General features: G+C 66.9%; 16 protein-coding genes and 1 pseudogene. 2 read left to right on the top strand and 15 right to left on the bottom strand.

The window, feature by feature from the left end; translation table 11 throughout:
* Positions 1–17: 17 nt before the first annotated feature.
* The 5 genes and pseudogenes from ACVIJ6_RS08255 to ACVIJ6_RS08235 form a co-directional block, all read right to left on the bottom strand.
* Positions 18–410: an MAPEG family protein gene (locus ACVIJ6_RS08255; RefSeq protein ID WP_456772296.1), complete on the bottom strand. Its 393-nt coding sequence runs from the start codon at positions 408–410 to the stop codon at positions 18–20.
* A 23-nt stretch (positions 411–433) separates the two neighbouring features.
* A complete protein-coding gene (locus ACVIJ6_RS08250; protein ID WP_456772295.1) occupies positions 434–1516 on the bottom strand; it encodes a lipocalin-like domain-containing protein in 1083 nt (360 codons plus the stop codon).
* Positions 1506–3968: an FtsX-like permease family protein gene (locus tag ACVIJ6_RS08245; protein WP_456772294.1), complete on the bottom strand. Its 2463-nt coding sequence runs from the start codon at positions 3966–3968 to the stop codon at positions 1506–1508. Before ACVIJ6_RS08245 ends, ACVIJ6_RS08250 begins: the two co-directional genes overlap by 11 nt.
* A pseudogene (locus tag ACVIJ6_RS08240) lies at positions 3965–4619 on the bottom strand (ABC transporter ATP-binding protein). Before ACVIJ6_RS08240 ends, ACVIJ6_RS08245 begins: the two are co-directional and overlap by 4 nt.
* Positions 4620–4641: 22 nt before the next feature.
* A complete protein-coding gene (locus tag ACVIJ6_RS08235) occupies positions 4642–4887 on the bottom strand; it encodes a hypothetical protein (RefSeq protein WP_456772293.1) in 246 nt (81 codons plus the stop codon).
* Between ACVIJ6_RS08235 and ACVIJ6_RS08230 the strand changes: the two genes are divergently transcribed.
* Complete coding sequence (locus tag ACVIJ6_RS08230; RefSeq protein WP_456772292.1) at positions 4886–6196, top strand: MFS transporter; 1311 nt, start codon at positions 4886–4888, stop codon at positions 6194–6196. The two genes, ACVIJ6_RS08235 and ACVIJ6_RS08230, sit on opposite strands and share 2 nt — an antisense overlap.
* A 320-nt stretch (positions 6197–6516) precedes the next feature.
* Here the strand turns inward: ACVIJ6_RS08230 and ACVIJ6_RS08225 are convergent, their stop codons facing one another.
* From ACVIJ6_RS08225 to soxX, 9 genes are all read right to left on the bottom strand, one after another.
* A complete protein-coding gene (locus ACVIJ6_RS08225; protein ID WP_456772291.1) occupies positions 6517–8235 on the bottom strand; it encodes an N-acyl-D-amino-acid deacylase family protein in 1719 nt (572 codons plus the stop codon).
* A 361-nt stretch (positions 8236–8596) separates the two neighbouring features.
* Positions 8597–9820 (bottom strand): MFS transporter, encoded by a 1224-nt coding sequence (locus ACVIJ6_RS08220; RefSeq protein WP_456772290.1) that lies wholly within the window; start codon positions 9818–9820, stop codon positions 8597–8599.
* A 468-nt stretch (positions 9821–10288) separates the two neighbouring features.
* Positions 10289–11326 (bottom strand): MBL fold metallo-hydrolase, encoded by a 1038-nt coding sequence (locus ACVIJ6_RS08215; RefSeq protein ID WP_456772289.1) that lies wholly within the window; start codon positions 11324–11326, stop codon positions 10289–10291.
* 102 nt (positions 11327–11428) lie between these two features.
* Positions 11429–13180: a thiosulfohydrolase SoxB gene (gene soxB, locus ACVIJ6_RS08210; RefSeq protein WP_456772288.1), complete on the bottom strand. Its 1752-nt coding sequence runs from the start codon at positions 13178–13180 to the stop codon at positions 11429–11431.
* A 10-nt stretch (positions 13181–13190) separates the two neighbouring features.
* Positions 13191–13493: a hypothetical protein gene (locus ACVIJ6_RS08205; RefSeq protein WP_041750291.1), complete on the bottom strand. Its 303-nt coding sequence runs from the start codon at positions 13491–13493 to the stop codon at positions 13191–13193.
* A gap of 23 nt (positions 13494–13516) precedes the next feature.
* Entirely contained in the window at positions 13517–14371 is an 855-nt protein-coding gene (gene soxA / locus ACVIJ6_RS08200; RefSeq protein ID WP_456772287.1) for a sulfur oxidation c-type cytochrome SoxA, read from the bottom strand.
* Positions 14368–14679, bottom strand: a complete 312-nt coding sequence (gene soxZ, locus ACVIJ6_RS08195) for a thiosulfate oxidation carrier complex protein SoxZ (RefSeq protein ID WP_456772286.1) — start codon at positions 14677–14679, stop codon at positions 14368–14370. Before soxZ ends, soxA begins: the two co-directional genes overlap by 4 nt.
* 15 nt (positions 14680–14694) lie before the next feature.
* Entirely contained in the window at positions 14695–15189 is a 495-nt protein-coding gene (gene soxY / locus ACVIJ6_RS08190) for a thiosulfate oxidation carrier protein SoxY (protein WP_012041014.1), read from the bottom strand.
* A 23-nt stretch (positions 15190–15212) separates the two neighbouring features.
* Entirely contained in the window at positions 15213–15506 is a 294-nt protein-coding gene (soxX, locus tag ACVIJ6_RS08185; protein ID WP_012041015.1) for a sulfur oxidation c-type cytochrome SoxX, read from the bottom strand.
* A gap of 189 nt (positions 15507–15695) precedes the next feature.
* Between soxX and ACVIJ6_RS08180 the strand changes: the two genes are divergently transcribed.
* Positions 15696–16373: a DUF938 domain-containing protein gene (locus tag ACVIJ6_RS08180; protein WP_456772285.1), complete on the top strand. Its 678-nt coding sequence runs from the start codon at positions 15696–15698 to the stop codon at positions 16371–16373.
* A gap of 104 nt (positions 16374–16477) precedes the next feature.
* On the opposite strand, the gene ACVIJ6_RS08175 is transcribed toward ACVIJ6_RS08180, so the two are convergent.
* The gene (locus tag ACVIJ6_RS08175; RefSeq protein ID WP_456772284.1) at positions 16478–18544 is read right to left on the bottom strand and encodes a prolyl oligopeptidase family serine peptidase; all 2067 of its coding nucleotides are present in this window, start codon (positions 18542–18544) and stop codon (positions 16478–16480) included.
* Positions 18545–18570 lie beyond the last annotated feature (26 nt).

Below are 18570 nucleotides of genomic sequence, written 5' to 3'. Positions count from 1 at the left end.
GCAGCTATGTGTGGCAATCAGCCCTGCAGCATCCGCCAGACGATCGCGATCAGCGCGCCGACGAGGAGCGCCAAGGCCGCGAGCGCCTGCACGCCGAAGCCCGCGCCGCGCTTTTCCGCGGCCTTGGCGTAGGCGGTCATGTACATGACGCGGCCGACGATCCAGGCCAGGCCGAGCAGCGCCGCGATCGCGTCGCTGACATAGATCGCGAACAGCCACAGCGCCGGCAGGAAGATCGGCAGCCATTCCAGCGTGTTCATGTGCACGCGGAAGACGCGCTCGAACTCGGCATTGCCGGTCGTGGCCGGCGCCTTGACGCCGAACTTGCCGCGGGCCTGTCCGACCAGGATCGACATGTAGAAATACAGCAGCAGCGCGAGCACGGTGATGATTGCGGTGAAATGGTACATGCTTGTTTCCCCCTGTAGTTTTATCAATATCCGGTCAGCTCGAGATAGCCCACCCCGCCGTGGCTGCCCTTGAAGCTGATCGGCCCCTCCCAATACGGCACGCGCGTGCCCATCCAGGCCTTCGGATTGAGCGGCGTGGTGTCGATCGCAATGCCGAGCGCCGCAATCTCGACACGCCAGCCGACCGGCAATTTGCGCTCGCCGATCGCAGCGATCTCCGTCGGCCTCATCGCGATGCCGTCGGGACCGAGCGGACGCGCGGCGCCGTCCGCCGTGATCCAGGTGCCCGACGTGTAGTCGCCGTTTCCTTGCCGCATCCGGTACAGCATTAGCTTCTCGCCGCCCGCAAAATGCAGCGCGAACCAGTCCCAGCCGCTCTGGTCGGACGCCAGCGGCTGGCTGCTCCATTCGCGGTCGAGCCAGGCCATCCCTGTGACGTCGACCGGCGTGTCGTCGAACGTGATGCGGCCGCGTGCGCGATAGAACGGTTGGCTGTAATAATAGGACGCTTGGCCGCGCTCGGATTTGCGGCTGTAGCCGTCGATGCCCTGCAGCACGACCGGACGGTCAGCCTCCAGACGCAGCGCATAGGAGAAGTCGGCTGCGCTCGCCGTCATGTCGAGGGGGGCCAGCATCTGATCATCAGTTGCGCCGGTGCCGCGCAGCTGCCAGTCGTCGATCCAGGCCTGGAACGGCTTGCCCTCGACGCCGGCCTGGCCAATGCCGCCGCGGGCAAATTTCTCGGTCGAGCGATGGCTGTCGGCGCGCGTCACCGCCGCATGCGCCATCCAGAGCTGCTGATTGTCGAAGCCTTCGGCCTGCGGCCCGGGCCGCGCCGCCGAGCGGAACAGCGTCCATTGCAGGCCATAGGCCCTGCCGCCGGCGTCGCTGAGATTGGCGGTGACGTACCACCATTCGATGCGGAAATCGTCATGGGGGCCGTGGTCGGCCGGGAAGCTGAAGGCCTTGCCCGGCGTGACCGGCGTAAAGCCGTCCGCGCTGTCGCTCAGGCCCGCAAAGCCCTGTGCCCGCGCAAGGCGCGGCAGCGCCAGCAGGCCAAGGCTGCCGATCAGGCGGCGTCGCGTCAAGGTGGCTCTAGCGCTCAATGGTGAAGGTCCTGACCAGTTGGGCCGGCTGCATCCGCGCCAGCCGCAGCACCGGCAGCAGCGAGGCGATCAGCGCGGCGACCAGCGTGACGATCAACAGACGGATCAGCTGCAGCGGAAATACGTCGAATGGCAGCCGCCAGCCGAACGCCTTCACATTGACGATGGCGATCAGGCACCATGCCACCACGAGTCCGAGCGGCAGCGCCAGCAGCGCGGTGAGGCCGGCGAGCGACAGCGTCTTCAACAGTTCCACCTCGGCCAGGCGTCGACGCGTCAGCCCGATCGCCCAAAGCGGCGCGAGCTGTGGCAGCCGCGAGTTGGCGAGGGTCAGCAGGCTAGTCAGCAGCGCGATCGCGGCGACGCCGAGCGTGAAGGTGTTGAGCGCGCCTGTCACCGCAAAGGTGCGGTTGAAGATCTGCTCCGACTCCTGCTTCACGGTGGCCTGATCGACGACGTTGCGGCCATCGAGGCCGAATTTGTCGGTCAGCGCCGCGATGAGCCCCGGCACGTCGGCAGGCGCCGCACGCACCGCCATACGGGTGATCGGCGTCGCCGGGAAGCGCCGCGTGAGCGCGGCGACGTTCACCGTGACCTGTCCCTTCGGATTGCCATAATCGGCATAGATGCCGGCGACATTGATGCGCCAATCGCCGGTGGGGGCGGGAATGTCGATCCTGTCGCCGAGCGAGAGATGCTGCCGGCGGGCGAGCTGCTCGCTGACGAAGCCGCCATCGCCGCGCACCAGCTGCTTCCAGGCGTCGCTGCCGGCCTGCAGCAGCGGCCAATGCTCACGGTAGGTGTCGTGATCGGGCAGGCCGAGCATGTCGATCGGCGCGCCCGCGAGCTGAATTTCGGCGCGACCGCCCGGCAGCACCGCCTGTACCTCGGGCCGCGTGCGCAGCCAGGCCTGGACGTCGCGCGCCTGCGCCTCGTCGGCCGCGCTGATGTAGATGTCGGCCGCGAGCCGGCCATCGAGCCAGACCAGGAAAGTGCGGCTGAAGGTCTCGACCATAGTGGCCACGCCGACATTGACGGCGAGCGCCAGCAGTAGCGCCATCAATGCCAGCGACAGGCCCGAAATCTGCTGGCGGCTGTCGGCCCAGAACCATTGTGCCAGTGCCGCGCGCGCGGTGCGCTCGCCGAGCCGCAGCACGAGCTCCAGGATCGCCGGCAGCAGCAGCGCGGTGCCGAGCATCAGCGCCGCGAGCACGCCGAAGCCGGCCAGCAATGACTGACCGAGCCACAGCAGCAGGCCGGCAGCCACGAAGAAGGCGAGCGCCGCGGCGCTCTGCAGCTTGAGCCAGCGCCGCTGCGCCTCCTGCCACGCATAGGGCTGCGCCGTCGACAGGATCGGCAGCCGCATCGCCTTGATCAGGCTTGTCGTTGCGGCGGCGAGCGCGCCGGCGACGCTGATCACGAGGCCGGCCAACCACCATTCTGGCCGCAAGCTGAGCTCGCCGGGCACCTGCGCGCCATAGAGGCCGCGCAGCGACGCGGCGACATTCGGCAGCAGCGCCGCGGCGATGATGTAGCCGCACACCAGGCCGACAAGACCTGCGACGAGCGCGAAGGCGACGAGCTCGCCGATCAGCACGCCGTTGAGCTGCCGGGCCGAGACGCCGCAGGCGCGCAAGGTGCGCAGCACCGGCAGCCGCTGCTCGAAGGCGAGGCCGATCGCGGAGTTGACGATGAAGAGACCGACCACGAATGAGAGCAGCCCGAATGCGGTGAGGTTGAGGTGGAAGCTGTCGGTCAGCCGTTCCAGGTCGGTCTCGGCCTCGGGCTGCACCAGCTGCAGCCGGCCGCCTGCGAAGCTCTCCAGCGGCTCCCGTTTGCCCGGTGCTTGACCGACGAGGAGCCGGGAGATCTGGCCCTGTTTGCCGAGCAGTCGCTGCGCGTCGCCGATGTCGACGACGAGCACGCCGGGCGCGAGCTGCTGCTGCGCCATCAGCGGCGGCAGCATGGCGTCGTTGCTCAGCCGTGGCGTCGTGCCCTCCTTCAGTCCGAGATCCGCCAGCGTCTCCGGCGAGATCAGGGTGCGATGCGGCGGTGTCAGAAACGCCTCGAGCTCGCTGCGTCCGACCCTCGGCGCGTCGCCGACCTCCCGGGGAATGCTGAACGGCTCGATCCCGAGCAATCGGATGGAATGTCCATCGAGCTGCACGCGGCCTTCGACGACCGGCGACACCGGCCAGCCGGCGCGGCGCAGCTCGGCGAACACGCTCTGCGGCAGCATCTTGCCGTCGCTTGCGACCAGCATCGGCGTGCGCGCGCCGCCGAAGATCGCAGCCGCCCGGTCATAGGAATTGCGCGCCTGCTGGTTCAACGCCTGCACGCCGCTCCATAGCGCCGTCGCCGAGATCAATCCGATCAGCAGCGTCGCGAGCTGCATCGGATGCCGGCGCCAGTGACTGAGCAGTACGGCGAGAATCCACAGCGCGCGTCTCATGCGACGCGTCCGGCATGCAGGTGAACCTGCCGGTCGAGCATCGCCGCCAGCCGCGCGCTATGTGTCACCATCAGGAAGCCGCAGCCGGTGCGTGCGACGAGGTCGCGCGTCAGCGCCATCACCTCATCGGCGGTGTCCTCGTCGAGATTGCCGGTCGGCTCATCGGCGAGCAGCAGGCTGGGCCTGACCGCCAGCGCGCGGCCGATCGCGACGCGCTGCTGCTGGCCGCCCGACAATTGCTCCGGATAACGCTTGAGCAGCGGGCTTGAGCCCGAGCCGCTCGACCAGCTCGGTGTGCCAGGCGGGATCGTGGCGTCCGGCGAGCCGGGCCTGAAAGCTGAGATTGTCCGCCACCGACAGGCTCGGTACCAGATTGAACTGCTGGAACACGAGGCCGAGCCGTTCGCGCCGGATCGCTGCGCGCGCCGCGTCGTCGAGCGTGCCGATCGAAGCCCCTTCGAGCAGGATGTCGCCGCCATCGGCAGCGTCGAGCCCCGCGATCAGATGCAGCAGCGTGCTCTTGCCGGAGCCGGATTCTCCCGTCAGCGCCACGCGTTCGCCCGAGGCGACCGCGAGGTCGACGCCGCGCAGGACTTTGACCGGCTCGCCGCCGGATCGATAGGACTTGGTGAGATGACGGACGTTGAGCACGAGCCTGATCGCTGTTGTTGCGTCACAACATAACAAGGGCCAACGCGAACATCATCTGCTCGTTCTCGGCAACGCCCATGATGTGAATGGCGGGTTGGCTCGTGATCAGGTTGCGCAAGTTCCCCCGCGCAGCCCCAGAGGGACGATTCTTGCGTTGCAGCAAGAACTTAGCTCGCGAGCTGGTTGCTTGTGGCGCCGCTTCGTGGGTAGCATCGGCAAAACGCCCGAACAACAGGGGCGGATCATAACAATGACGGGGAAGAAACATGGCCGCGCCGACGACGCTTCAAGGCACATCCCGTACGAGACCGGCAGCGACGCCCAAGGGAGCGTGGAAGGTCACCTTCCTGCTGTTCCTGTTCATGCTGGTGAATTTCGCCGACAAGATCGTGGTCGGCCTCGCTGGCGTGCCGATCATGACCGAGCTCAACCTCTCAGCCGAGCAGTTCGGGCTGCTCGGCTCCTCCTTCTTCTTTCTGTTTTCGATCTCGGCCATCGTCGTCGGTTTCATCGTCAACAAGGTGCCGACGCGCTGGGTCCTGCTGGTGTTGGCGCTGGTCTGGGCGGTAGCGCAGTTTCCGATGGTTGGCAGCGTCGGCTTCACCACGCTCCTGATCTGCCGAATCATTCTCGGCGCCGGCGAGGGGCCCGCAGCCTCGGTGGCCGTCCACGCGGTCTACAAATGGTTTCCCGACGAGAAGCGGGCGATGCCGACCGCGATCCTGTCGCAGGGGTCCGCCTTCGGCGTCATTCTTGCTGTGCCCGCGTTGAATTTCGTGATCGTGAATTACGGCTGGCATTATGCCTTCGGTGCACTCGGCATCGTCGGACTGATGTGGAGCGCCGCATGGCTGTGGCTCGGCCAGGAAGGGCCGCTGGCCGAGATCGAGCTTGCCGGTTTGCGCGAGCAGCGCGTGCCTTATCTGCAGCTCCTGACGTCGCGCACCTTCATCGGCTGCGTCGCCGCGACCTTCGGTGCCTATTGGGCGCTGTCGCTCGGGCTCACCTGGTTCACGCCGTTCCTGGTCAAGGGACTCGGTTTCTCGCAGCAGCAGGCCGGCTTCATCTCGATCCTGCCCTGGGTGTTCGGTGCGTGCGTGGTGATGACCACGGGCTGGCTGTCGCAGCGGCTGATGGCGCGGGGCGTCTCGACGCGCATGGCCCGCGGGGTGCTCGGGGCGACGCCATTGATCTTCGGCGGCATGCTGATGGCGGCGATGCCGCATGTCGACGGCGCCGCCACGCGGATTGCGCTGCTCGTCGTCGGCTCGGGGCTGTGCGGGTCGATCTACGTCGTCTGCGCGCCGATGATCGGCGAGTTCACGCCGGTGTCACAGCGCGGCGCCGTCATCGCCATCTATGGCGCGCTCTACACGCTCGCCGGCATCGTCGCGCCGGTGGTGATGGGCAAGATGATCCAGGCCTCGGGCAGCCTGCTCGACGGCTACATGTCCGGCTTCACCATCAACGCCGTGATCATGATCATCGCCGGCCTCACCGGGCTTGCGTTGCTCTGGCCGAACACCGAACGCGCGCGCCTGCAGGCGCATCAGGCTGTCGCGCCGGAATTCGCCTGAGCTGCGGCTGCGCGGGGTTGGACAGCCCTCAACGAGTTGCCCCGCCGGCCGTTGGCGTCACGCCAGTTTGTCCCAACACGGGCCCTGCAACCGGTGTCGTCCCGGGCAAGTCCGGCAACGCGAAGCGTTGACGCACGCCGACCCGGGACCCATACGCCGCGGCGGTCGTAGTTGGCCGAGATGGAGCCGCTAACGCGCCCCAAACACTCCCTGGGGTTATGGATCCCGTATCGGCGCGCGCGTGTCGCGCGCTTGTCCGGGATGACCCCTGAGGATTTGACTGGTTGCTCGGGGCTGACAGCAGAGGAAGATCAAGCGCCCTATTGCACGCAGCTCCGCGCACCCCTGACCAGCCGCCCCGACCTCGCACCGGTGGCTTCACCGTGTCGGCGGGTCACGACGCCCGAAACGATCGTCGCGTCATAGCCGTCGACCTCCTGCATCAGCCGGCGACCGCCGACCGGCAGGTCGTAATGGACCTTGGGCGGATGCAGATGCAGCCGGCCGTAGTCGATGACGTTGACATCCGCCTTGTAGCCTGGGGCGATCAGGCCGCGATCGTCGAGACCGACGGAGAGCGCGGTCTTGCGCGACTGCGCCGCGACGACGAAGGGAATTGAGAGCTTGTCGCCGCGCTTGCGGTCGCGCGTCCAGTGCGTCAGCAGATAGGTCGGGAAGCTCGCATCGCAGATGATGCCGCAATGCGCGCCGCCATCGCTGAGGCCGGGCACGCTTCTGGGATCGCGCAACATCTCATAGGTGGCGTCGAGATTGCCGTCGGAATAGTTCAGGAACGGCACGTAGAGCATGCCGCGCCCCTGGTCCGACAGCATCGCGTCGTAAGCCAGCTCCTCCGGCCGGCAGCCGCGCGCACGGGCCTGGGCGCCGAGCGACTGCTCCGGCGGCTGTTCATAATCGGGCGGATCGCCGAGCAGATACATCTTGTCGTAGTTCGGCTTGAAGAACAGCGGGTCGTCGGTCGCGCGGGCCTGTTCGCTCAGGATCGCTGCGCGCAGCTGCGGATCGCGCATCCGCGCGACACGCTCGGCCAGCGGCAGATGCGCGATCGCCTGATAGCTCGGATGCGTCTGCAGCGGGTTGCGCGACAGCTCCAGCCCGAGCAGCAGGCCAACAGGGCGCGCGGCGATCTGCGCCGTCACCGACAGGCCGCGCGCGGCGGCGGTGTTGATCTCGGCCAGCGTCTGCCGCCAGCGTTGCGGCGCGCGGTCGTTCTGCGTCACCGAGAACGAGATCGGGCATCTCGTTTTGTCCGCGATGCGCAGCATCATCGGCAGGTCTTCATGAATGGTGGAGATGTCCAGCACGAATTGCAGCACGCTGCGCCCGGCGCTCTGCATCGCCGCGGCGATGGTCGTCAGCTCGTCCTCGCCGGCTTTCAAGGTCGGCGTGTAGTCGCCGGTCGATGTCCGATGGTTGAGGGTACGCGAGGTCGAGAAGCCGAGCGCGCCGGCCTTGACCGCATCGCGCGCCAGCCCCGCCATCGCGCGGTTGTCGTCGGCCGTGGCAGGATCGCGTCGCGCGCCGCGCTCGCCCATCACATAGACGCGCAACGCCGCATGCGGCAGCTGGGCGCCGATATCGAGATCGAATTCGCGTCTGCCGAGCCAGGCCATGTAATCCGGAAAGCTTTCCCATTCCCAGGGAATGCCGGCCTCGAGCACCGGCTCGGGAATGTCCTCGACCCCTTCCATCAGCTGGATCAGCCGCAGGTGATCGGCCGGCCGGCATGGCGCGAAGCCGACGCCGCAATTGCCCATGATCGCCGTGGTGACGCCGTTCTGCGACGATGGCGAGATGTCGTGGCTCCACGTCACCTGGCCGTCGTAATGGGTGTGAACGTCGACGAAGCCGGGCGTCACGAGCTTGCCGCGCGCGTCGATCTCCTCGCGGCCTTTCGCACTGACCTTGCCGACCTCGACGATGAGTCCGTTCGCGATTGCGATATCGGTCTCATAGAGCTCGCCGCCCGAGCCATCGGCGACGGTTCCGCCGCGGATCACGAGATCTGGCTGCGTCATGGCGTGTCTTCCCCGGATGTTGTTGTTATCGGGGCATCATCGGCGAGCGGGCGGTGATGTCAACACGCGGGAAGAGACAGCAGAGTTGCATGGCGAGGTGGAAGCGCGCCTCAAATCATCCAAACGTCGCGCAATGATCAAGCGGTACTCATGACTGCGCCCTCTCCCCTTGCGGGAGAGGGCATGCAAACTGGATCAGCAGGCTCGGTCGGGTGAGGGGGATGCCTCCACGAACGGCATCTGCGGAGAGAGACCCCGACCGAGGGCGCCGGTGCGCCGGCGGTGCCCTCTCCCACAAGGGGAGAGGGCGCTGCATCGGGCGGCGCTGACGAACTAACAGCCTATGGTTCCAAGACGATAACTACGCCTTCGCCTTCTTCGGCTCGGTGAAGAACGCGAGCACGATGGTCAGCAGCATGAACACGACCGAGGTGCCGAACACCCAGCGCGGCGCGTTCATGTCCATGATCCAGCCGAACAGCAGCGGGCTGACGACGCCGGCGAAATTGAAGCCGGTGGAGACGATGCCGAAGGCGCGGCCGGCCGCGCCTGGAGGCGCGGCATTGCGCACCAGCATGTCGCGCGATGGTGCGATGACGCCGCTCATGAAGCCCGCGACCAGCATGATCGCGATCAGCACTGCGGCGGGCAGGCTGACGAAAGTGATGACCAGCACCAGCACCGCATTGATCGCATAGGCGACGGCCGCGACCAGGTTGTGATGTCGGATGCGATCGGCGAGCTGGCCGCCGGCGAGCACGCCGATGGCGCTGGCGCCGAGGAACGCGGTCAGCGCGATATTGGCGGTCGAGAACGAGATGCCGTAGCCGTTCATGAAGGCGACGACGCCGAAGCTGGAAATGCCGGCGTTGGACAGGCTGAGCAGCATGAAGAACACGGTGAGCAGCATCAGCATCGGCGTCAGCAGGCTCGGCTGCTGGGCCCTGGTGCCGTCGGCCTTGGTGTGATGCGGATGCGGCGGCACCTCCGGCACATTGCCGGCGAGCAGCAGCAGCGCCGCGAGCGGACCGACCAGACCGGCCGCGATCAGCGCGCCGGAGCCGCCGACCGTGGTGACCAAGGCCGCCATGATCGCGGGCGCGACAGCGCCGCCGAGATAGCCGGCGAAGGTGTGCACGCCGAAGGCGCGGCCCATCCGACTCTCTTCCATATGCGCCGAGAGCAGCGCGTAGTCGGACGGATGATAGACCGCATTGGCGAGGCCCAGCAGCACGGCTGAGGCGACGAGGCTGGCATAGGTCAGGTAGATGCCCAGCAGCGCCAGCGACAGGCCGCCGAGCGTCAGGCCGAGCAGCAGGATGCGGCGCGCGCCTGCGCGATCGACGAGATAGCCGACCGGAGCCTGGGTCAGCGCCGAGACGACGGCGAACACCGTGAGCGGAAAGCCGAGCTCGACATAACCGACGCCGAGCTTCTCCTTCAGGTACGGAAACAGCATCGGCAGCACCAGCATATGCAGGTGGCTGACCCAATGCGCGAGCGAGATCAGCGCCAGCGTGCGCAGCGAGGAGGCGGACCGGACCGGAGCACCGGTATGTTGCGATGCGGCGAGGACGTCAGCCATGGTCGATCCGTTTGGCTCCCGGCGCCAGCGATGGAACTGGAAGGCGCGTCGCCGGCAGACCGCTAGGAGACAGCCAAGAAACAGCCAAGGCTCCCGCGGAGGGCGCGCGGCACAACGCCACACTATCGGATTGCGGTTCATTGTCCATGAACGCGGGCGCATGGCACCTGCGCGGGCCAGCTGGCGTTTTCGCGACAATCGCCAAGCGATCCGCGCCGCTGCAGCCTCCTGAGTGGCAGGCTCATCGCCCCTCCGACAGAGGTGTCATCCCCGCGAAGGCGGGGATCCATACCCACCGGCGGCGGATATCTGTTGCAGGACAGGCTCAACGTGCAGCGTGCCAAAAGACAGATCACGCGGTATGGGTCCCGGGTCTGCGCCCGCCGACGCTTCGCGTCGTCGGACTTGCCCGGGACGACAGCGGAATGTGCGGTGCCGTCGGGGGGCAGTCCAGAGTTGACTGACCGCCTACTGCTCGACCGGTCCGCCAGCCTTCCTCCACGCATCGAGCCCGCCCTCGATATGTGCGGTGTTGGCAAGCCCCGCGGCTTGCGCGCTCTGCACCGCCATCGCCGAGCGCTCGCCATAGGCGCAGAAGAATACGATGCGGCGGCCGGTGGCGGCGGCGACTTCGCGCAGCATGCCGCCGGGCTTCAGACTGTCCTCGATCGCGGGATAGGGCGCGTGCAGTGCACCCGATAGGGTGCCGTGCTTGGCGCGCTCCGATGCCTCGCGCAAATCGACCAGCAGCACGTCGGGGCGTCCCAGGCATTCGATCGCCTCGCGCGCCGACAGCGCCAGGCCCTGTTTGGCAAGTGCGTCCTGGTGCAGGCCGACCCGCATATTGGCGGGAACCGCGACGTCCATCATCTTCGGATTGGGAAGGTTCAGCCCGGCCATCAGCGCCACGTAGTCGTCGACGGAGCGCACCTGCAGACGCGGATTGTAGCGACGCTCCTCGCCGATGGTGGAGACGGTATCGCCCTTGTAGTCGTGCGCGGGATAGACCAGCGTGTCGTCCGGCAGACGCAGCAGCTTGTTGAAGATCGACTCATATTGCTGACGCGCATCGCCGTTCTGGAAATCGGTGCGGCCGGTGCCGCGGATCAGCAGCGTGTCGCCTGTGAAGACGCGGTCGCCCATCAGGAAGCTGTAGGAATCGTCGGTGTGGCCCGGCGTGTACATCACCTCGAGGCCGATGCCCTCGATCGCGATCTTGTCGCCTTCGGCCACGCGCATCGCCACCACGTCGGCCTTGGTCTGCTCGCCCATGATGGTGACGCAATGGGTTCGGTCGCGCAACGCGCCGAGGCCGGTGACGTGGTCGGCATGCAGATGGGTGTCGACCGCCTTGACCAGGCGCAGATCGAGCTCGCGCAGCAGCTGGCAATAGCGATCGACCTTCTCCAGCACGGGATCGATGATCAGCGCCTCGCCGCCGCCGCGGCTGGCGAGGATGTAGCTGTAGGTGCCGGAGACGCTGTCGAACAATTGACGGAAGATCATGACGCGTCCTCCGATTCGGATCATGCGGCCGATTACAGCACGCTCCGCGCCGCGTCACCAACATCCTCGGACGACGCGCCCCGCGTTGCGGCGCAGCGCGCCTCAGGACGGCGCTGCAAAACCGGGATTGCCGTCCACGCCGGACAGCGTGACGGTGCTTGTTCCCGCCGAGGTCAGGCCGATGCTGCGCAGATGCGTCGCGACGACGTCCCATACCGGCTTGCCGTCCTGCGCCGTCATCGACGCCCAGCCGGCAACCTTGTAGGTCTTGCCCGGCTCCAGCGCCCGGCCATTGGCGAGCGTGAGGTCCGAGATGCGCCGGCCGATCGCCTCGGCGGGCGCGCAGCGGTAGGACAGGCCTTCGAGCCGCACCATGTCGCCGCCCTGCTGCAGATACGGATCGGCGTTGAACAGGTTGTCGCAGACGTCTTCCAGCACGTCCTTGATCTGGGCGCCGGTCAGCCGTTGTACATATGTCTCGGGATAGCTGATCGCTGTCTGCGCCAGCACGTCTTCCAGCATGATCGATTGGCCGGCGAGCAACGTCGTGCCCCAGCGGAACCCGGGCGACAGCGCGATCTCCGCATCGAGCTGGCTGCGCAGCGCCTCGCAGATCATGTCGTCGGTCGGGCCCTCGAAATTGCCGCGCCGATAGAGCAGGCGGTCCGAGGTCGCGAGCTTCTCGCTCCAGGCGGCGACCTGCGGCTGCTGGGTCTGGTCGATCAGCGCCTGCATCGCAGGGTCGGGTTTCAGCAGCTCCGAATAGACCGGCAGCAGCCGGTAGCGCGCATCGGCGACGCGGCCCTTGCCGACGTCGAGGTCGAGCACCGCGAGGAATTTGCCGTTCGAGCCGGCATTGGTGACCAACGTCGCGCCCTTGGCGTTGCTGACCGCGACCGGCTGCGGCACGGCATCATGGGTGTGGCCGCCGAGAATCACGTCGATGCCGGTGACTCGGCCTGCCAGCTTGAGGTCGACATCCATGCCGTTATGCGACAGCAAAATCACGGCATCGACCTTGTCGGCGCCGCGCAATCCGTCGACCAGCTTCTGCAGCTCCTCCTCGCGGATGCCGAAGGTCCAGTCCGGCGTGAACCGGCGCGGATGCGCGACCGGCACATAGGGGAAGGCCTGTCCGATCACGGCGATGCGCGCGCCGCCGATCTCCTTGATCATGGACGCCTTGAAGACGCGTCCCGATCCGGGATCGAAAGCCTTGGCGTCGTTGAACGCCGCCTCCTCGGTCAGGAACACGTTCTGCGCCAGGAACTCGCCCTTGAAGCGCGCGAGGTTGGCGCGCAGCGCCTCCTCGCCATAGGTGAATTCCCAATGTCCGGTCATCGCGTCGATGCCGAGCAGGTTGGCCGCGTTCACCATGTCGGCGCCGTGCATCGCGTTGGCGAGCCCGCTGCCCTGCCAGAGGTCGCCGCCATCGAGCAACAGCGACCGCCGGTCGCCGACATCGGCGCGGAGCTTGTCGATCAACGTCTTCAGATGCGCGAAGCCGCCCATGCGGCCGAACCGGCCGGAATATTTCTCGAACTCGAACGAGGTGAAGGCATAGGCCTCGGCGCTGTCGGGCCGGATGCCGTAGCGTTCGAGAAAGGCGCGCTCGACCAGATGCGGCGGCCGTCCCCACATCTCGCCGATGCCGATATTGACGCTGGGCTCGCGGAAATACACCGGCCTGAGCTGCGCATGCGTGTCGGTCATGTGCAGGATGCGCGCATTGCCGAACTTCTCGACGTCATAGAGGCTGACGGTCTCGGCGGCGCGGGCGCTGCGCAGCAGGGCAGGCGCAGCCAGCGCAGCGGCACCCGACACTCTGAGAAAATCACGGCGCCGCATCGTCATGGCCAGCGTCCTAGCGGATCTCCATGTCCTTCCAGCGCTGCTTCTCGCTGGTGGCCTGGACGATCGAGGCCTTGGCGAGCGCCTCCGCCTCCTGTGCAGCCTTGACGGCCTGATCGAAATTGCCGGCATCCGCCGCCTTCTTGGCAGCGGTGAGGGCGGCCTGGGTCACTGTCCATTGGTTGCGCAGACGTCCGGCTTCCTTGTTGGCGCTCTCGGCCGCCGCGACAGCCGTGAGATAGTCGGCTTCCGACGCGGCCCGCGCGGAGCCGGCGCCGACCGCGACCACCATCAAGGCGAAGACGATCTTTTTCATGACGTGCGGTGTCGTGGCATCTCTCATGGCCGCGCTCCCGGTCCTGAAACCGGCAGGCCGTTCGACACGTAGGAGAGATAATATTCGAGGTTGCGATATTCGTCCGACTGCGGCTCCAGCGGCACGGCGCGGGTCTGGCTGTTGCAGGTGACGATGCGCCGGCTGATCGTGCCCATGCCGCTCCATTCCGAGCGGTAGATCGGCATCGCGTTGAGGATGCCGAGCGCCGGCGCCAGGATCTCGGCGCGGATGCGCTCGCCCGGGCTCTGCACATGGCAGCTCGCGCAGGAGAAGTTCAACTGGCCGCGGCGGGTGTAGAAATACTCCTTGCCCTTCTCATAGGCTTCCAGCGCGCGCGGATCGTCCGGGATCTTGATGTCGAAGCGCTTGCCGCGCGAGGTGAACGCCATGTAGGCGGTCAACGAGGCCATCTCGTCCTTGACATAGGAGTAGGGCGCTTCGCCATTGGCTTCGCGGCAGCGGTTCAAGGCCAGCTCCAGGGTGATGACCTTGCCTTCCTTGTCGTCGAAATACGGATAATTCTGCCGGATGCCGATGCCGCCATTCGGGAAGCAGTCGGCATAGGTCTTGCCGTTCTTGAACGGCTTGGCAAACATCTCCCTGCCGGCCTCGAGCGCGAACTCGTAAGGTGGGAACTGCTCCTTCTCCTCCCACTGGCGGCGCATGTCGGCGTTCATCGAATACGGGCCGTTGACGAAATCGTCGAACGCGACCTTCGGGAACTTCTTGACGAAGTAGTCCAGGAACGCCTTGGCATCGGCGACCGGATCGGGCCTGTCGGCCGCCGCAACGGCGGATGCGCCGAGACCGAGCGCCAACGTGGCAGCAAGAACGAGAATGAGGCGCGTCGCGCTCATTGGATGGTCGCCGTCAGGCTGTCGGTGGCGCCCTTGTTGTCGACCCAGCTCACCTTCAATTCGTCGCCTTTGGCGGCGCCCTTGAAGGCGAATTTGACATAGGGATCCTTGGAGACCGCGGTGCCCCAATCGGCCAGGAACACGGTCTTGTCCTTGTGCACGAAGGTCAGCTGCTGGATGTAGTGCGCCGGGATCAGTTCGCCCTTGGCGTCCTTGACGAGGCCCGTATCCATCGGATGCTGGATCAGGGTCTGCACCTCGGTGATCTCGCCGTTCAGGATTGCGCGGACGCGGATGCTCGATGCCATGATGATCTCCTGTCCTCAGCCGCCGCAGCCGCCGACGGTGACCTTGACCTCCTTGGTCGCGCTGTAGAGCTTGCCGCCGGATTCGACGAGCGCGATCACGCTGGAGGTCTTGGCCATCTTGAGCCGGTTCGCCACCGCCGGCACGGTGCCTTCGGGGATCTTGTAGGACGCCGCCAGCGCGTTCGGATTCTCGGCGACGATGAAGGCGATCGAGGTGACGTCGGGCAGGGTCGTGGTGACCGCGATCGGCACCACGCCGCCATTCTCGGCGATCTCGGGCGCATCCAGCTTGATCTTGTCCGAGGCCTCGTGGTCGCGGCCATACAGCGCCTTGATCGCGTCGGTCGCGTTCTTCTGCCTGAAGGCGTCTTCCGGATATTTGTTGTCGTTGGTCGCGGCAAACGCCGGCGCCGCGTGCAGCACGGCATTGCCGAGGCCGATCAACGCGACCAGGCCCGCGCCCTTCAGAAGCAGGCGGCGGTTGGCCAACGGGCCGAACGAGGCAGTCATGGCGGGGTCTCCAAAGCGCGGAATCAGAGGGTCTGCAGGAAATCGACGATGGCGCTGATTTCCTGCTCGGTCAGGATGCGGTTGCGGCCGAAGGGCGGCATCACCGTCAGCGGATTGCGCGTGGTCTCGTCGTTGAGAATCGCGGTCAGCTCGGCGCGGTCATATCGGCCCTTGAGGTTCTCCAGCTTCGGGCCGATCGAACCGGGCAGGTCGCCGCCCTTGATCTCGTGGCAGGTCAGGCAGTTGCCCTTGCCGCGGTCGAAAGCGAGCTTCTGGCCCTCGGCGGCCCCGGATTGGGCGTGCGCCGCCGCGGACATGGCGAGCGAAAGCCCCAGCGCCAGGGCGGTACGCAGAACGGATGTGATCAAGGTGAAGTTCCGACGTCTCGGTTATCGCGGCAATATAGGGGCTGCAAAGCATAAAGACCATCGGCTGACAATGCGGGTATGGTGCCCCGCGCAACGCGGTTAATGGCGCCGTTCATCCGGCGGCCGGGAGGTTCGGGCATGGCGGAATATGTCGTGGAATTCGGCCGGGACGGGCGGCCGGTGGAACCGGACGGACGGCTGGACGCGGCCGCCTTCCACCGCAACCACCAGCCGATCTGGGCGGTGCTGGCGCGTCTGCTGGCGGGACGGACGGGCCATGTGCTGGAGGCCGGCAGCGGCACCGGCCAGCACATCGTGCATTTCGCCTCGGAGCGCCCCGATCTCGTCTGGTGGCCGAGCGACCTCAACGACAGCCATCTCAAGAGCATCGCGGCCTGGCGCAGGCATGCGGGCCTGGCCAGCATCCGCGACGTGCAGCGCATCGACCTCGCCGATCCCGGCTGGGTCGCGGCGTTTCGCGCCGCTGGCGGACCGGAGCACCTCGCCGCGATCTTCTGCGCAAATGTCATTCACATCGCGCCGTGGTCGGTGGCCGAGGGATTGATCGCCGGCGCCGGACAGTTGCTGTCGCCCGGCGGCCTGCTCGTGCTCTACGGCCCGTTCAAGCGCGACGGCAAGCACACCGCCGTCAGCAATGCGGTGTTCGATACGTCCTTGCGCGAAGGTAATCCGCAATGGGGCGTGCGCGACATCGCCGATGTCGCAGCGCTCGCCGCGAGTCACGGCCTCGCTTTGCGCGAAACGGTCGAGATGCCCGCCAACAACATGATCCTGGTGTTTGCACGCGGGTCCTGACCCACTCACCGTCATTGCGAGCGAAGCAATGCTATCCAGGGCCGGGTCGGGATTCTGGATTGCTTCGTCGCTTCGCTCCTCGCAATGACGGCGGAGAGGTCAGCTTAATCCATCTCCAGCCCGACATGCCGCGCCAGGAAGCGCATGCCCAGCGTGATGAAGCTGGCGCGCTCGCGGTTGTCGGTGCCGTAGCCATGGCCGCCGGCGGCGGGCTCGTAGAAGGAGGTGTCGTAGCCCATGGCCTGCAGCTTGGCGGTCATCTTGCGCGCATGTCCCGGATGCACGCGATCGTCGCGCCGCGTGGTCGCGATCAGGAGCGGTGGATAGGGCTGGCCGGGCTGCGCCATGTGATAGGCCGAGTAGGTCGAAAGCCAGCCCCAATCCTCGTCCTTCTCGGGATCGCCATACTCGGCGATCCAGCTCGCGCCGGCGAGCAGCTTGGTGTAGCGGCGCATGTCGATCAGCGGGATGGTGCAGAACAGCGCGCCGAAGCGTTCGGGATAACGCACCAGCATGTTGGTGATCAGGATGCCGCCATTGGAGCCGCCCTGCGCGGCGATGCGCTTCGGGACCGTGACGCCGCGGCGGACAAGGTCGGCGGCCACCGCGGCGAAATCATCATGCGCCAGCCGCTTGCCGGCGTAGCGGCCGGCATCGTGCCAGGCGGTGCCGAACTCGCCGCCGCCGCGGATATTGGCCTCGACGACGGTGCCGCCGCGCTCCAGCCAGAGCTTGCCGAGCGCCCCATTGTAGGCGGGGCGGATGCTGTGGCCGAAGCCGCCATAGGCGCTCATGTAAACCGGCGCGTCGCCGGTCGGCCGGGCCGGCCCGGTCATCGTGTAGGGGATGCTGACACCATCCACCGAGATCGCCTCGTGCCGCGTGACGACGCAGCCCTCGGCGGTGAAGGTGCGCGGCGCCTGCTTCAGCACGGCCGGCGCGCCGAAGCCTTCGATCAGCTGCAGCGAAGGCGGGGTCAGCGGATCCTGGATGCTGGCGAGCAGGTCGCCATTGCCGGTCAGCTCGTAGGCATCGAGCGGCCAGACGTTGATGGTGGCAAGCTCGGGCAATCCGGGAAGCCGCTGACAGCTCCAGCCCTGCGCAGCCGGCGTCCATACCTCGAACTGCGGCCTCAGTTCGTCGAGGATCGACAGCAGCAGCCGGCCGCCGGCCCAATAGAGACCCTGCAGCGCGCGGCGCGGGCCGGGCTCGAACACCCGAACGAAATCGCGCGCGCCCTCGAGAAACGCCGACAGCCGGATGCCCAGCACCACGTCGGCGCCATGGGTCACGTCGCCCACGGTCCAGGGCTGGCGCAGCTTGACCGCCATCCAGTCGCCATCCGCTGTCATCCAGCAATCGGTCGGCAGGTCGAGCTTGGTGCCCGCGCCGGTGGCGTCGCCGAGCCACAGATGATGGTTGAAGAAGTCGAGCCCCTCGGTGAACCACACCCGCGCCGGCGTCACGCTGCGATCGACCCCGGCGCGCACCCAGACCGACTGGCTGTTCTCGACCGCGAAGATCACCTTCGCTGCTTCGATCGGCTCGCCGCGCCGCCACAGCCGTACTGTGCGCGCATAGCCCGACGGTGTCGCCATGCCCTCGCCGAAGGCGCTCGCAAGCAGCAGCGTGTCCTGATCGAGCCAGTCGACACCGCCCTTGGCCTCGGTCAGCGTGAAGCCATCGGCGACGAAGCGCTTCGCCGCAAGATCGAACTCGCGCAGCACCACCGCGTCGCTGCCGCCGCGCGACAACGCCAGGATCGCCCGCTCATGTCCCGGCGGCAGGCTCGAGACCCAGTTCAACGCCCAGTCCTCGCTTTCGTCGGCGGCCAAGCGATCGAGGTCGAGCAACACCTCCCATCGCGGTTGCGGTTTACGGAACTCGTCCAGCGACGTGCGCCGCCACAGGCCGCGCGGATGCTCGGCGTCCTTCCAATGGTTGTAGAGCAGCCCGCCGCGGCGGCTGACGAACGGGATGTTGTCGGGGCGATCGAAGATCGCAGCCAGCATGTCGCGATCGCGTTCGAAACCCGCACCGCCGAACACGGCGAGGGTGCGCTGATTCTGCGCCGCGACGAAGGCCAGCGCGCGCTCGCCATCGATGTCCTCGAGCCACAGATACGGATCATCGTCGGGCGCCGCGAGGGTGGGACGATCGTCGATTGACATGGCTCAACCTCCGCAGGCGCCATTGA

The sequence above is a fragment of the Bradyrhizobium sp. USDA 4369 genome (assembly GCF_054056435.1).
The sequence above is the reverse complement of the archived record's forward strand: the minus strand, read 5'-3'. Positions and strand labels throughout refer to the sequence as shown.